The organism is Flavobacterium branchiophilum NBRC 15030 = ATCC 35035 (assembly GCF_002217205.1).
In the GTDB taxonomy this organism is placed as follows: Bacteria; Bacteroidota; Bacteroidia; order Flavobacteriales; family Flavobacteriaceae; genus Flavobacterium; species Flavobacterium branchiophilum.
In genome coordinates, this window is sequence record NZ_MUGT01000081.1 from 1 (window position 1) to 16213 (window position 16213).

The 16213-nt window shown below is 35.1% G+C and carries 12 protein-coding genes; all 12 read left to right on the forward strand.

The genetic code is table 11. The features are described from left to right. The coding region (locus B0A58_RS09795; protein ID WP_133063121.1) for an RHS repeat domain-containing protein at window positions 1-1213 on the forward strand (1213 nt) is incomplete at its 5' end. A 3-nt stretch (window positions 1214-1216) separates the two neighbouring features. Beyond that, entirely contained in the window at window positions 1217-1888 is a 672-nt protein-coding gene (locus B0A58_RS09800; protein ID WP_089080912.1) for a hypothetical protein, read from the forward strand. A gap of 802 nt (window positions 1889-2690) precedes the next feature. Next, window positions 2691-3257: a L,D-transpeptidase family protein gene (locus B0A58_RS09805; RefSeq protein WP_089080913.1), complete on the forward strand. Its 567-nt coding sequence runs from the start codon at window positions 2691-2693 to the stop codon at window positions 3255-3257. A gap of 164 nt (window positions 3258-3421) precedes the next feature. Beyond that, complete coding sequence (locus tag B0A58_RS09810) at window positions 3422-4651, forward strand: HD domain-containing protein (protein ID WP_089080914.1); 1230 nt, start codon at window positions 3422-3424, stop codon at window positions 4649-4651. Window positions 4652-4689: 38 nt separating this feature from the next. Further along, window positions 4690-5721, forward strand: a complete 1032-nt coding sequence (gene lpxD, locus B0A58_RS09815; protein ID WP_089080952.1) for a UDP-3-O-(3-hydroxymyristoyl)glucosamine N-acyltransferase — start codon at window positions 4690-4692, stop codon at window positions 5719-5721. Further along, complete coding sequence (locus B0A58_RS09820; RefSeq protein ID WP_014084951.1) at window positions 5718-7109, forward strand: bifunctional UDP-3-O-[3-hydroxymyristoyl] N-acetylglucosamine deacetylase/3-hydroxyacyl-ACP dehydratase; 1392 nt, start codon at window positions 5718-5720, stop codon at window positions 7107-7109. Before lpxD ends, B0A58_RS09820 begins: the two co-directional genes overlap by 4 nt. A gap of 7 nt (window positions 7110-7116) precedes the next feature. Beyond that, window positions 7117-7899 carry an acyl-ACP--UDP-N-acetylglucosamine O-acyltransferase gene (lpxA, locus tag B0A58_RS09825; RefSeq protein WP_089080915.1) on the forward strand — a complete coding sequence of 261 codons (783 nt, stop codon included), beginning with the start codon at window positions 7117-7119 and terminating at the stop codon, window positions 7897-7899. A gap of 371 nt (window positions 7900-8270) precedes the next feature. Beyond that, window positions 8271-9176: a site-specific tyrosine recombinase XerD gene (gene xerD / locus B0A58_RS09835; protein WP_089080917.1), complete on the forward strand. Its 906-nt coding sequence runs from the start codon at window positions 8271-8273 to the stop codon at window positions 9174-9176. A 141-nt stretch (window positions 9177-9317) separates the two neighbouring features. Then, entirely contained in the window at window positions 9318-10298 is a 981-nt protein-coding gene (locus B0A58_RS09840) for an SDR family oxidoreductase (protein ID WP_089080918.1), read from the forward strand. A gap of 25 nt (window positions 10299-10323) precedes the next feature. Beyond that, window positions 10324-11829, forward strand: coding sequence for an FMN-binding glutamate synthase family protein (locus tag B0A58_RS09845; protein WP_089080919.1), 1506 nt, complete (start codon window positions 10324-10326; stop codon window positions 11827-11829). Window positions 11830-12186: 357 nt separating this feature from the next. Next, complete coding sequence (locus B0A58_RS09850; RefSeq protein WP_089080953.1) at window positions 12187-13656, forward strand: aminoacyl-histidine dipeptidase; 1470 nt, start codon at window positions 12187-12189, stop codon at window positions 13654-13656. Window positions 13657-13985: 329 nt separating this feature from the next. Next, the gene (locus B0A58_RS09855; protein WP_089080920.1) at window positions 13986-16136 is read left to right on the forward strand and encodes a S46 family peptidase; all 2151 of its coding nucleotides are present in this window, start codon (window positions 13986-13988) and stop codon (window positions 16134-16136) included. The last annotated feature ends 77 nt before the right edge of the window (window positions 16137-16213 follow it).

The following is a 16213-nucleotide window of genomic DNA, read 5'->3' on the forward strand; positions in this document are numbered from 1 at the left end:
TCGGCAAGTTGGGTTAACAACGGCAGAAACAGCTGTAAATCATGTATATACGCAGTTTAATATGCCAACGCAGACATTTAATAGCAACACAAGTTTTGTTCCTATTGCGGCATTTACTCCCCCTTCGGGGGCTGGGGGGCTTGGGCTCGAAACTGAACAATACTTTTTTCACCCCGACCATTTGGGAAGTTCCAATTATATTACTAACTTTGTGGGCGAAGTTTCGCAACACAGCGAGTACTTTGCTTTTGGGGAAACTTTTGTAGAAGAGCATAAAAATAGCCATAACTCACCGTATAAGTTTAACGGTAAGGAGCTTGATGAAGAAAGTGGTTTGTATTATTATGGGGCAAGGTATTATGATGCGAGGATAAGCATTTGGGCTAGTGTGGATCCGTTGGTAGTGAAGACCATGAGTGCTTATGGGTATTGTAATTTGAATCCTGTAAATTTGATTGACCCTACGGGGATGAGTTCATACCCAATATATGGAAAAAATGGAGAATATCTAGGTGATGATGGCAGAAAAGGCGGAGATTTAGCATTTACTGGAGAAAAAGATGGTAAAGGAGGGTTTAAAAATTTAAAACAGTTTACAGATAATCACACTCAATTTCAGAGAGCCTCTAATAAAATTAAAAATGAGTCATCTGGTAATGCAACAGAAAGTTTATGGATAGCACATACGGCTAATAATGCTCAAAAAGATAAATCTATTAATTATAAGAAAAACGGTAATAAAGATGTTTTTGTACAGCTATTGGATGGACAATATTCAACTACTCTACCAAAATTTAAATCTCCTTTGAGTGTCAATGACAATTCTCAAAATGCTAAAAATGCAAGAGCAGGATTAATCAATGTTTTACAAGGTGGCTCTGACCCTACAGGAGGGGCTGTTTTATGGGATGGATTAGATTTTTTACATAATAGTTTCGATTCAAATAAATTTAACGAATATGGATATGTTAGAATTACAACTTCTCATTTAAAATCTCTTACGGATTTTTACTCCTATCAATCTAATAAAAATAAAATAAATGGAAATTGGGATGTAGATTGTGTTTTCGAGGAATATGGAAAAATACCTTACAAACACACCTTTAATTCAGCATATTGGACAGGAAATGGCAATGAAGCTAAAAGTCACCAAGGTATAAAATCAAGTGGAACACATGGGGGTACTATTTTTTGGATTAAATATAAACGATAATTTATGAAAACTTCAATTATTATTATTTTATTATTTTGTTTGATTTCAAGTTGTAATCATAAAAAAAATAAATTAACAAATCAAAGTTTGGACACATTAATAACTGTTAAATCTGAAAACATTAATTGTTTAAAAGGAACAAAAGGTTTTGTGAAAAAATTCGGAATGGTTATTCCAAGGTATTTTGAACTAATCGATTATATCTCTATTGATATTAATGATGATGGTAAACAAGATACTATTGCAGTATTATCTCCATCTTCATTTATTCCAATTAACGTAAGAGAAGTATGCGATACAATTAATGTTGAGAATAGATTATTGGTTAATTTTACAAATATTAACAATATTAAATCTAAAGCAACTATTTTTCCTGATATAATTTCTAATGATATTAGTGCCGCTTGGGGTGGATATGAAACATTAAAAAACATTAAAAAAAATGTTTTTGCTCTTCAAGGGGACACAGGGCAAGGTTGTAAGTTTAAGTATAATATCTATATGTCAATTATTAAAAAAAACATATATGTAGATAGCTTAAATTTCATATCCTATTGCCCTGGAAATGATTTAAGTTATAGAACAAAAACATATAATTTCAAAAAAAAGTTAGAAATTAAATACTTTAATAGAAAAAAATTAGATTCTCTAAAATCAATTTATGGATTCAATTAACCCAGCTCCCCTCGATTACTATAATTTAACCAAATAAAAATTCATAAAAAATTTGAATTTTTTTTACGAATAATTTAATTTTTCAAACCCTGTTAGCGTTCAAATGCTAATAGGGTTTTTAAAATACTTGTCCTTGGGAACACCTCCAAAAGTGGCAATCTAGCCCCGACTGGAGTGGAAATCCTTTTTGTTTTTTCGTTAAAAACAAAAAGATTGTAGCGTAAGGCGGGAACTGGCCCTGCGTGAAAATGCCAAGGGTGGCGGCTTCAAATAAGTTAGAGGTTAGAAAATAGAGGTTTGAATTATGAGGTTAGAGGTTAGAAATTAGAGGTTTGAGGTTAGAGGTTAGAGAATGGAGATTTGATGATATGATATTTCAATTTTTGTAAAATTGTTTTGTTCATGCAAAGTTATCGCGTTGTGAAGCAAACGGTTTAGGTATTTATTGGATTTAATGGTTCTATACATTAGATTATGAACATTGTAATGTGGTTTTGGTTTACCTTTTGCGAAGGGAAGCTGTTTTTTTTTTGTATTATGAATATTTTTTCAAAATGCCCTTTTTATTTGGAATTTTACTTCAAAAGTTAGGTTATTGAATTATTTTATCACTTATGTGTTTATTTTAGTTAGCAATTTTTGTTCGAATTAGTGTAGATGCTGTTTGATTGCGATAATCGTACGTTTCTTTTTGATATTATGGATTGTTGGCTTTTGAATGATGTTTGTAATAAACTGAAACTGTGTAACTATGAATAAAATACTTATTTTTGTAAGCAATATTTTTTAAAATTAAATAAAGATGAACTTAAAAATCAATGGATGCGGTGCTATTTTTGCTGTTTTTCAAAAACGTTTTAACACTTTTAAAACACTTTTTGTGTTGTTGTTATTTGTTTTATTGGGTTATTATTTATTTCCAGAGCCTAAAATTTCAAAGAATATTCAGATAGACCATTTGGTTCTTTACAAATCAAAGCGGCAATTGTTGGCTTATTCTAACGAAAAATTAATCAAAACATACAAAGTATCGCTTGGCAAACAGCCCATTGGTGCCAAGACTTATGAAGGCGACCTTAAAACTCCAGAAGGGCATTATACCATTTTTGATAAAAATCCGAACAGCGGTTATCATAAAAACTTAGGGATTTCGTATCCAAATTCAAAAGATATTCAAAAAGCTAAGCATCTTGGAAAGCCTGTTGGTGGTGCTATCAAAATTCATGGCATCCGAAACCATTTTGGTTTGATTGGGAAATTCCATCGTTGGTTTGATTGGACATTAGGCTGTGTGGCATTAACGAATCAAGAAGTTGACGAACTTTATGATGCCGTAAAAATAGGTACTCCAATTGATATAAAGCCTTAAATTATTTATGACGCATCAATCATGTTAGCATCATTTACTAATTTTAATAGCGTAAAAGTTATTTGATCATCATAACAGTTACTTTTTTTTTAGAACAGAACACAACATGAAACTCAAATTATGATTAATAAAAGTATTATATTTGCTCCGTAAATGTAACAATAGTGAGTGCCATCAATAAATTGAAAATTCTAAACGACCCAATTTATGGTTTTATTACCATTCCAAATGAATTGGTTTATGATTTAATACAACATCCCTATTTTCAGCGGCTGCGTCGGATTTCGCAAATGGGATTGTCCTATTTGGTATATCCAGGAGCTCATCATACTCGTTTTCATCATGCCCTTGGCTGTATGCACCTGATGCAAAAAGCCATTAGTGTGCTTCGATATAAAGGGGTTCTGCTATCGGACGCCGAAGAAAATGCCCTTTTGGTTGCTATTTTGTTACACGATATTGGCCATGGCCCGTTTTCGCATGCCATGGAACACAGTATAGTAGAAACGATTAGCCACGAAGCTATTTCGCTATTGTTTATGAACGAACTCAACCAAATTTTTGAAGGGCAATTGGATTTGGCCATTCAAGTTTTTAAAGGCGAGTACCCTCGCAAATTCATGTTGCAACTGATTTCAAGTCAGTTGGATATGGACAGGATGGATTATCTTAAAAGAGATAGTTTTTATTCGGGTGTAGCAGAAGGCAACGTAAATTCTGAGCGTTTGATACAAATGATGAACGTTGTAGATGACGTTTTGGTTATAGAAGAGAAAGGCATTTACTCTGTCGAAAAATTTTTGATGGCTCGAAGGCTTATGTATTGGCAAGCCTATTTGCACAAAACAAGTTTAGTAGCCGAGCAAATATTGACTAAAATACTTAAACGTGCTAAAGAACTGACTCAGAAAGGCATTTTGCTAGAGGGAAGTAAAGCGTTGTTATATTTTTTGGAAAATAAAGTTACAATGGCAAGTTTTGATGCTTTGGTTTTAGAAAAATTTTCGCAATTGGATGATTTTGATATTATAAGTGCGATAAAATCATGGCAATTTCATCCTGATTTTGTGCTAGGTTCATTAAGTAAAATGATAGTCAATCGGGATTTATTAAAAATAAGATTAACGACCGAAAAAATAGAAACCGATATTAAATTAAAGTTGCTCGAACAATTTGCAAGTCAAGAAAATATTAGTATTCATGATGCAAAATACTTTATTTTTAGTGGCAAAATTGTGAATCAGGCCTATAATTCCTTGGCAGAACCAATTCGGATATTGAAGAAAGACAAAACCATTGAAGACGTTGTTGCGGTATCTGATCAATTAAATTTGAAAACCATTTCAAAAGCGGTAACAAAATATTATATTTGCTACCCCAAACAATTGACATAAAAATACAATTTAAAACATTTTTTTATACTTTTGCATCGATGAAATTTACAGCAGAACAAATAGCCAGCATTTTAGAAGGGGAAATTGTAGGAAATCCAAAAATTGAAGTCTTCAAACTATCCAAAATTGAAGAAGGAACAGAGGGGTCGCTTACATTTTTGGCCAATCCAAAGTATTTGAATTTTATATATTCTACAAAGGCTTCAATAACTATTGTAAATAAAAATTTTGTTCCAGAGCACGAAACACAAACCACGTTGATAAAGGTAGAAGATGCTTATGGTTCCTTTACCAAATTATTAGAGTTTTATAACCAAGTCAAACTCAACAAGTCTGGCATCGAGCAACCCTCTGTTTTTTCAGATAATGCAAAGCATGGCACTAATTTATATTTAGGAAGCTTTAGTTATGTGGGTCAAAATGTAGTTATTGGCAACAATGTCAAAATATATCCCAATTGTTTTATAGGCGATAATGTTCAAATAGGCAACGATGTAACCTTGTTTGCAGGAGTTACGATTTATTCAGAAACTATTATTGGCAATAATTGCACCATACATTCGGGCTCGGTAATTGGTGCCGATGGATTTGGATTTGCTCCATCGGCAGACGGTTCTTACAAAAAAGTGCCACAAATTGGCAATGTAATTATAGAAGACAACGTAGATATTGGCGCTTGCACAACTATTGATAGAGCTACGATGGGGGCCACCATCATTCGAAAAGGGGTTAAGTTAGACAATCAAATTCAAATAGCCCATAATGTTGAAATTGGCGAAAACACCGTAATAGCGGCACAAACAGGCATTGCGGGTTCTACCAAAATAGGCACAAACGGTATGATTGGCGGTCAGGCAGGCATTGCAGGCCATCTTACCATTGGTAATAATGTGCGGATACAAGCCCAATCGGGGGTTGGTCGCAATATCAAAGATGGGGAGGTTTTGCAAGGCAGTCCAACATTTGGCTACAACGACTATTTTAAATCGTATATCCATTTTAAAAACTTACCAAAAATAGTTGCAGAATTAGAAGAATTAAAAAAACAAATAAAAAACATCACTAAATGACAGTAAATCAAAAAACGATAAAGAGCGAGATTTCTCTTACGGGAGTTGGATTACACACTGGCAAAGAAGTAACCATGACTTTCAAACCAGCCCCAGTACACAATGGATTTTCATTTATACGAATAGATTTAGAAGGAAGCCCCGTAATTGAAGCAGATGCAAACTACGTTGTCAATACACAAAGGGGTACTAATCTTGAAAAATTAGGTGTGAAAATTCAAACCCCCGAACATGTTTTGGCGGCTTTAATTGGCTGTGATTTGGACAACGTTATTATCGAATTGAATGCTTCAGAATTGCCAATTATGGATGGGTCTTCCAAATATTTTGTAGAAGCCTTAGAACAAGTGGGCATAGAAGAGCAATGTGCAGAGCGACATTATTATGTTGTAAAAGAAGTTATTTCATATTTAGATGAAGCAACTGGAAGTGAAATATTGGTTATGCCAGCAGACGACTACCAAATAACTACAATGGTAGATTTTGGTACAAAAGTATTAGGTACTCAAAATGCAACCCTAAAAAACATTGCCGATTTTAAAACCGAAATTGCCAATTCCAGAACTTTTAGTTTTTTACATGAACTCGAATATTTATTGGACGAAGGACTTATCAAAGGAGGCGATTTGAATAATGCAATAGTTTATGTAGATAAAGAAATATCTGAAAAAACCATGAGCAATTTGAAAAAAGCTTTTGGAAAAGATCAAATTTCTGTAAAACCCAATGGCATTTTAGATAATTTAACTTTGCATTACCCCAACGAAGCAGCCCGACACAAACTGTTAGATGTTATTGGCGATTTGTCCTTAATTGGTTGTCGTATAAAAGGTAAAGTGATTGCAAACAAACCAGGGCATTTTGTAAACACACAGTTTGCCAAAAAAATATCGAAAATCATCAAAATCGAACAACGCAGTCAAGTGCCTGTTTATGATTTGAACCAAGAACCATTGATGGATATTCATAAAATTATGAGTATTTTACCTCATCGGCCACCCTTTTTATTTGTAGATAGAATCATTGAAATGTCTGACAAACACGTGGTTGGGATGAAGAACGTTACCATGAACGAAAGTTTTTTTGTGGGTCATTTTCCAGAAGCTCCTGTAATGCCAGGAGTTATCATTGTAGAAGCTATGGCACAAACAGGAGGTATTTTGGTATTGAGCACTGTTCCAGACCCTGAAAATTATCTGACGTTTTTTATGAAAATAGACAACGTCAAATTCAAAAATAAAGTACTTCCAGGAGATACTTTAATATTCAAATGCGATTTGATTACTCCAATCAGACGAGGGATATGCCACATGTCTGCCAAAGCTTATGCCAATGGCAAACTCGTAACAGAAGCCGAATTGATGGCACAAATTGCAAGAAAACAATAATGATATTATGAATCAACCATTAGCTTACGTACATCCAGGGGCCAAGATTGCCAAAAATGTAGTGATTGAACCTTTTACAACCATCCATAACAATGTAGTTATTGGCGACGGAACATGGATTGGCTCCAATGTAACCATTATGGAAGGGGCTCGAATTGGCAAAAATTGTAATATTTTTCCAGGAGCTGTTATTTCGGCAATTCCTCAAGATTTGAAATTTGGTGGAGAAGAATCTCTTGCCATTATTGGCGATAATACAACAATTAGAGAATGTGTAACCATCAATAGAGGGACTATTGCATCTGGTCAAACCGTTATTGGCAACAATTGTTTGATTATGGCCACGGCACATATTGCCCATGACTGTCATATTGGCGACAATGCGATTGTTGTAAATGGGGTAGCGCTTGCGGGTCATGTTATTGTTGGCAAGTATGCTATTATTGGTGGTTTGGCTGCTGTGCATCAGTTTATTCATATTGGCGATCATGCCATGATTTCGGGAGGGTCGTTAGTTAGAAAAGATGTGCCTCCGTTTACAAAAGCCGCCAAAGAACCTTTGTCCTACGTAGGGATTAATTCAGTTGGTTTGAGAAGACGTGGTTATACTACAGAAAAGATTAGAGAAATTCAGGAAATTTATAGAATTTTATACCAAAAAAATTACAATACCACACAAGCTCTAGGCATTATTGAAGCCGAAATGGAAGCCACTCCAGAAAGAGACGAAATTATTGACTTTATTAGAAATTCGTCCAGAGGTGTGATGAAAGGATATACGGGTGTGTAATATGATACAACAAAACTTTGCTTCTGAATTTGTAATCAAGTAAAATTTTGTTCGTTTTTTCATACAGCTGTTGTTATCCAATACACCTTAATTGCAGTTTGTTGCGTTAGGTATAGCAGCGGAAATCCTTTTAGAAGCCCCACAGCCCCCAAAAGAGGTGTTGTATTGCACGAATATCGTTTCTGAATGTGGTAATCAAAAAAGATTGTTTCACAATATTATATTTCTTTTGGAGTTCAATGAAAGTTGTTTGAAACGGATAGTCCGACCCTTGTGGGAACGCCCAAAAAATGTTGCTATTGATGGGTTGATTTTATTTTTATATTGAATTTGGCCCATACTACCTAAAATAAGTTAATGAGTTTTGAAAAATGAATTGGAAAACGGCAATAAAAGATTTTCAATCTTATTTGAAAATAGAAAGGGCTTTGTCTGTTAATACAGTCGAAAATTATACTTTTGATATCGCAAAATTAGTTGCTTATTTGGAACAAAATCAGATCGACGAAAACCCTATAAATATATCAAAAGAGACACTTCAGGGTTTTATTTACACCATTTCTAGCACCATAATGCCTCGATCACAAGCCAGAATTATATCTGGATTGAAGCATTTTTTTTTGTATTTAATTTTTGAAGATTATCGAAAAGACAACCCTATCGAGTTGATAGAAACCCCCAAAACAGGCCGAAAATTACCAGACACCCTTAGCGTATCAGAGATAGATCTTTTGATACACGCTATCGATTTGAGTATGCCCGAGGGCGAAAGGAACAGGGCCATGCTCGAAACACTTTATGCTTGTGGTTTGCGGGTTTCGGAATTGGTTACTCTAAAATTGTCTGATTTGTATTTTGAAGAAGATTTTATACAAGTGTTGGGCAAAGGCAACAAGCACCGTTTTGTTCCTATTAGCGAGCAAACCAAAAATTATCTTAGCCTTTATATTAGCCAAATCAGAAACAAAATTCACATTCAAAAAGGTTTTGAAGATATTTTATTTTTAAATCGGCGGGGCAAACAGCTCACACGTGCAATGGTATTTACGATTATCAAACAATTAGCTGTGTCTATAAATCTTCAAAAAAACATCAGTCCCCACACGTTTCGACATTCGTTTGCTACCCATTTATTAGAAAACGGAGCCGATTTAAGGTCTATTCAACTCATGCTCGGACACGAATCTATTACTACAACCGAAATTTATGTACATTTAGACCGATCGCATCTTGCCAAAACGTTACTTGAATTTCATCCCAGAAAACAGACACTTTAAAGATTATTTTGTATATTTACTCTTTTTTTAAAAATAACCTTTTTTAAACTAGGTTTTGAGGTTTTCAAAACACAATAAAAAATGAATTATTTTACAAAACTCTAAATTTATACTTACATACCTAATTATTTTTTTTGAATCATGAAATTGCAAAATTACAACATTTTAGTTACTGGAGGTGCTGGATTTATTGGCTCAAATTTAGTAGCAGATTTTTTAAATCACCAGAACAAGGTTTGGTGTTTGGACAATTTATCTACGGGCAAATTTCAAAACATAGAACCTTATTTAAACCATCCCAACTTTACGTTTATCGAAGGCGATATTCGATCGTTTGAAACTTGTCAGGAGGCTGTACAAAACATCGATTATGTTTTTCATCAAGCTGCCCTTGGGTCTATTCCCCGTTCATTGGACAATCCTCGGCTAACCAATGAAGTCAATGTGAGTGGCTTTTTGAACATGATTTTAGCTGCAAAAGATGCCCAAGTCAAAAGATTTATTTATGCAGCAAGCTCTTCGACCTATGGCGATTCTGAACATTTGCCAAAAACAGAAGCCATCATTGGCAATCCGCTTTCGCCTTATGCTGTAAGTAAATATGTTAATGAATTGTATGCCCATGTGTTTGGACTTAATTATGGATTAGAAACAATTGGTTTGCGTTACTTTAACGTATTTGGTCCCAAGCAATCGCCAGATGGGGTGTATGCTGCTGTAATACCCACTTTTACGAAGCTATTAATGGACCATCAATCGCCAAAAATCAATGGCGACGGATTAAACTCCCGTGATTTTACTTATATTGCAAACGTTATACAAATGAACCATTTAGCAGCTTTAACCCAAAACCCTAACGCTATTGGTCAGGTTTTTAATACCGCAGTGGGCGAACGATCTAATTTATTAGAATTAATTGCTCATTTAAAAATATGTTTATCAAAATATGACCCTGAAATTAATCAAATCCCCATAATTCACGGGCCAAACAGGCAAGGCGACATTCCACATTCATTAGCCTCTATCGACAAAGCCAAAGCCCTTTTAGGATATGAGCCAACGCATAACCTCGAAAAAGGACTAACAGAAGCCGTCGATTGGTATTGGCAACATTTAAAATAACCCTTTATTATATTGAATTTTTAACATGAGAAACCAATTTTTTGCTTACGGAACATTACTTTTTTTGGTAGTTTTAATTGTAAATTTCTATTTTAAAACTGCTTACGGAATATCCATTTTCATAGGATTATTATTAATAATAGGGCTCTATAATGCCATACAAACCAAGCATGCCATTTTAAGAAATTTTCCTGTATTGGGTTATTTCAGGTATTTATTTGAAATGATAGCGCCCGAAATTCAACAATATTTTATAGAAAGAACTACCGATGGCAAACCATTTTCTAGAAACCAACGGTCTTTAGTATATCAGCGGGCCAAAAACATAGATGCTACAACGCCTTTTGGAACACAATTAGAACTAAACAATGCCGATTATGAAGGCATCAAACATTCGATGTTTCCAAAAACGGTGCAAGAAGACTTGCCTCGAACATGGGTAGGGGGCAAAGATTGTAAACAAAAATACCATGCCTCTTTGCTCAATATTTCGGCCATGAGTTTTGGGTCGTTGAGCGAAAATGCGATAAAATCATTAAACATTGGTGCCCAAAAAGGCGGCTTTTACCACAATACCGGCGAAGGAGGCCTTACCGAATTTCACCTTCAAGGGGGCGATATCACTTGGCAAATTGGAACTGGATATTTTGGATGTAGAACCGAAGACGGACAATTTGATGGCAACAAATTTAAAGAAAAAGCCCTGTTGCCCAACGTAAAAATGATAGAAATCAAACTATCGCAAGGAGCCAAACCAGGACATGGCGGGGTATTGCCAGCATCTAAAAACACCGAACAAATTGCCAAAATTAGAGGTGTAAAACCCCACACAACCATACTATCGCCACCAAGCCACACTGCATTTACCGATGCTCGAGGACTGGTTTTATTTATTGCACAATTAAGACAACTATCCGAAGGTAAACCCATTGGTTTTAAGTTATGTATAGGCGACACTGCCGAGTTTGAAAAACTGTGCCAAGAAATGACAGCCTTAGACTGTTACCCTGATTTTATCACCATCGACGGTGCCGAAGGAGGCACAGGAGCAGCACCCCTCGAATTTGCAGACGGTGTAGGTATGCCACTAGAACCCGCATTGATATTTGTAAACAAAACCCTGCTAAAATATAATATCAGACAACACATCAAAATGATATGCAGTGGCAAAATCATATCAGGATATGCCTTGTTGCGGGCCATTGCCCTTGGTGCCGACATGTGCAATAGTGCAAGAGGATTCATGTTTTCGCTAGGTTGTATTCAAGCCCTGCGGTGCAACAATAACGAGTGCCCTACGGGCGTTGCCACACAAAACAAGATGCTTATGAAAGGCTTAGTAGTGACAGACAAATCCGAAAGAGTTTACCATTTTCATAAAAACACCTTACATGCCGCAAACGAACTATTGGCAGCGGCTGGCAAAACCAATTATACAGAAGTAGATAGCAGTATTTTTATGAAAGGCGATGAATTTTTAACCATATCCAACCAATATTTTCCAGACAATCTAAAAAACGTAGTGCTTTAGTTTTTTAGCTTCAAAAAAAAGTTAAAGTTTTTTCTGTCAGAATAAATTATTTTTTCAGTAAATAAAACATCAGAATTGATTAATAAAAATAATATTTGTGGTTTAAAAAAAGCCTCGCTGTTTTTTGTATTGATTACATAAAATGATGCGATGATCATGTGGAAGTATTTTTGTTAACATTCAACGAAAAATTTTGTAGCTATAATCGTGTTATTATGTGTAGAAAAGATTTCAAAAATAATACAGCCGCTATCTATAAATCGAAATGAAGGAAATAATCAAAATAAAAACAGAAACACCAAAACTTCAAACATTATTTATAAATTTGTAGCATATAAACTCAAAAAGCATATTGTAATGAATGAAGACGTTAGAAACCTCGAACCGAAGGTTTTGTGGAACAAATTTGCCGATTTGAATGCGGTACCACGCCCATCCAAACGAGAAGAAAAGGTGATTGCCTTTATGAAAAATTTTGGTTTGCAACTAGGACTAGAAACTTTTGAAGACGATATTAGAAACGTTATCATCAGAAAACCTGCCACAAAAGGCATGGAAAACCGTAAACCGATTGTGCTTCAAGGACATTTGGACATGGTACATCAAAAAAATAACGACACCTTATTTGATTTTGACACTCAAGGCATTGAAATGTTTGTAGCCGACGACTGGGTTCGAGCAAAAGGAACAACACTTGGTGCCGATAATGGGCTAGGAGTGGCAGCAATTATGGCCGTTTTAGAAAGTACTACACTGGCACATCCTGCCATTGAAGCCTTGTTTACCATTGATGAAGAAACAGGTATGACGGGGGCTTTGAACCTTAAAGGAGGTGTTTTGCAAGGGGAAATCTTGTTGAACTTGGACACGGAAGAGGATGATGAATTAGACATTGGTTGTGCAGGTGGCATAGATGTTACGGCAACAAGAACCTATGTTGAAGAAACGGTAGATCAAGCAACTTCAAAAGGCTATACCCTAATTGTAAAAGGACTAAAAGGAGGTCATTCTGGAATGGATATAGATAAAGGATTGGGCAATGCCAATAAAATAATGAACCGCCTTTTACATCATGGATTTGAATCATTTGGATTACAAATTGCCTCTATTAATGGCGGTAGTCTTCGGAATGCCATTCCAAGAGAAAGTGTGGCACATTTGATTATAGCATCAATGTTTGAAGACACTTTTGTATTTGATATGCAAAATAAAATTAATGCTATTAAAAAAGAGTTTCAAACCACCGAACCTTTTTTGGATATTGCAATAACCCCCTCTGCACTTCCTGAAAAAGTGATGGATTTGAGTGTACAAGAGGGCTTGCTTCGAGCAATTTATACGGCTCACAATGGTGTTTATCGCATGAGTGCCGATATGGAAAACTTGGTAGAAACGTCCAATAATATTGCTCGGGTATCTGTTGAAAATGGCCATATTTCGATTCAAAATTTATGTCGATCTTCTGTCGAAAGCTCCAAAATGGATTTGGCTTATGCCTTGCAATCGGCATTTGAATTGATAGGATGCGAAGTAACCTTAACTGGCAGTTATCCTGGTTGGACACCCAACGTGAACTCGCCTATATTAGATTTGTTAGTGCAGCTATATGAGCAACAAAACCAGCAAAAGCCCAAAGTTGTTGCTTGTCATGCAGGATTGGAGTGTGGGATTTTAGGTACACATTATCCTACTATGGACATGATTTCGTTTGGTCCAACGATACACGGAGCACATAGTCCAGATGAAAGAGCCTCAATAAGTTCGGCACAAAAATTTTGGACCTTTTTAGTCGCAATTTTAGCAAACATCCCTCTTAAAAATGAATAATGATAAAAACGCTTTATAAACACCTTTTTTAATTGAACTTTTTAAAAATTATAGTATATTCGCAAACGATTTAGTGTTATTTTAACAATATGACATATTGTGTTATATTGTAAGGCCAAATTCTAAATAAAAAGCAAATTACCATTAGCGTTTTTTGGGCGTTCCCCAAGGGTCGGGCTATCCGTTGCAATCTTTTTTGAGGCAGAAAAAGCCTCAAAAAAGGATTTCCACTACTATCCCTAACGCAAAATGCTACAATCAACTAGAATTAACCTATTAAAAACAATAATACTTGTCAAATTAATATTTTGAACTTAAATTTATAACACATGAAAAAAATTATTTTTCCCCTACTTGGACTACTAATGTTAGTGCCAACAAGTATGAAAGCCGACGAAGGCATGTGGTTTTTGATGTTTATCGAACGTCTGAATCATAGAGACATGCAAAAAATGGGTTTACAATTGACAGCCGAAGAAATTTATAGCATAAACCATCATAGTTTGAAAGATGCTATTGTTCAATTTAATGGCGGTTGTACTGCCGAAATGATTTCAAAAGATGGTTTGGTACTTACCAATCATCATTGTGGTTATGATGCAGTGGCCGAGTTATCTACGGCCGATAAGAATTATTTGAAAGACGGCTATTGGGCACCAAACAAGAAAGCGGAGATGAAACCTTCGAGTTTGTATGTTCGATTTTTTGTACGAATGGACGATGTTTCAAAAAGAATTTTATCGAAAGTAAATGATAAAATGACCGAATTGGAACGAGAAGCAGCCGTAAATAAAGAAATTGCAATGATAGAAAAAGAAAATAACGAGGGTGGCAAATATACCGTTTCGGTACGATCTTTTTTTCAAGGCAATGAATATTATTATTTTGTGTATCAAGATTACAAAGACGTTCGGCTGGTGGGAGTACCGCCAGAAAGTTTAGGAAAATTTGGAGGAGATACCGACAATTGGGAGTGGCCACGCCATACGGCAGATTTTTCAATGTTTAGAGTATATGCAGATCAAAATGGAAATCCTGCTGAATACTCTGAAAACAACGTGCCATTGCAACCCAAACATTATTTACCTATCAACTTGAAAGGTGTAAAGGAAGGAGATTTTGCTATGATTTTGGGTTATCCTGGTCGTACCAACAGATGGATGCCAGCGGGAGGAATAGAACAAAATGTCAAATTTGCATATCCAGCTTGGGTTGAAGGTGCTAAAACAGGCATGGACAACATGAAAAAATTTATGGATCAAAGTGATGCCCTTCGATTGTTATACGCATCAAAATATGCTTCTACGGCCAATTATTGGAAAAATAGACAAGGAATGATTGATGCTTTGACTAAATTTGAAACGGCAAAATCTAAAGCAGAGCAAGAAAGAAAGTTTGATGAATGGGCCAATAAACCTGAAAACAAGGCGAAATATGGCAATGTTGTAAGCAATATTAATAAATTTTACGCATTGACAAACGAAAAATCCAGACATGATAATTATTTGCAACAATTATTTAGAACGTCTGCCTTTGGAGCAATTGGAAGAACTATGGGCAAACAATTAGAGCAATATGTAAAAGCAGATGCAAGTAAAAGAAGCAGCATGTCGTCAGAAATTGTTGAAACAGTTTCAGGTTTTTTAAAAGACATACACCTTCCTGCAGAAAAAGCTATTTTGGCAGCACAATTAAACTTATATAATTCTAAATCAACGGGTTATAAAGTAGCTCCTATGGTTGCCAAATGGAGTTTAGAAAATCAAAACGATTTTACGGATTTTGCAAATAAAGCCATCGATCAAACCGTATTTTCTTCGCTAGACAAAATCAAAAGTTTTTTAGAAAATCCGTCTATGGAACAATTGACAAACGACCCAATTTATGCACTATCAAACGATTTACTTACCCATTTTATGTCAAAATCAGACGATATAGCCAAAGCTCAAAATGATTTTGGAGCTTCATACCGATTGTTGGTTGAAGGTTTGAGGGTTTCAAAAATGGGAAATATCAAATATCCTGATGCCAATTCAACCTTGCGATTGACTTACGGGAAAGTACGTGCATTGCCAAAAGATGCACGCAATGATGCCAAAGTAAATAATTATACTACTTTTGATGGTATGGTGAAAAAATACAAAAAAGGCGATGAGGAATTTGATTTACCAGAAAAATTATTGCAAATGAATCAAACCAAATCATTTGGACGCTATGTGGACAAAGATGGTACGATGCACGTTAATTTCTTGACAGACAATGATATAACAGGAGGGAATTCAGGTTCGCCAGTATTAAATGGTAAAGGTGAATTGATAGGACTTGCTTTTGATGGCAACATTGAAGCCATGGCTGGCGACGTAATTTTTGATAAAAAATTACAACGAACAATTAATGTTGATATTAGATATGTGTTGTGGGTTATCGAAAATTTTTCAAATGCCAAACACATTGTTGATGAAATGACTTTAGTAAAATAATTTTTAAAACATAATAAAAAAGCTACATTTTGATAAAAGTGTAGCTTTTTTTTATTTCAAAAAATAATACCAAATAT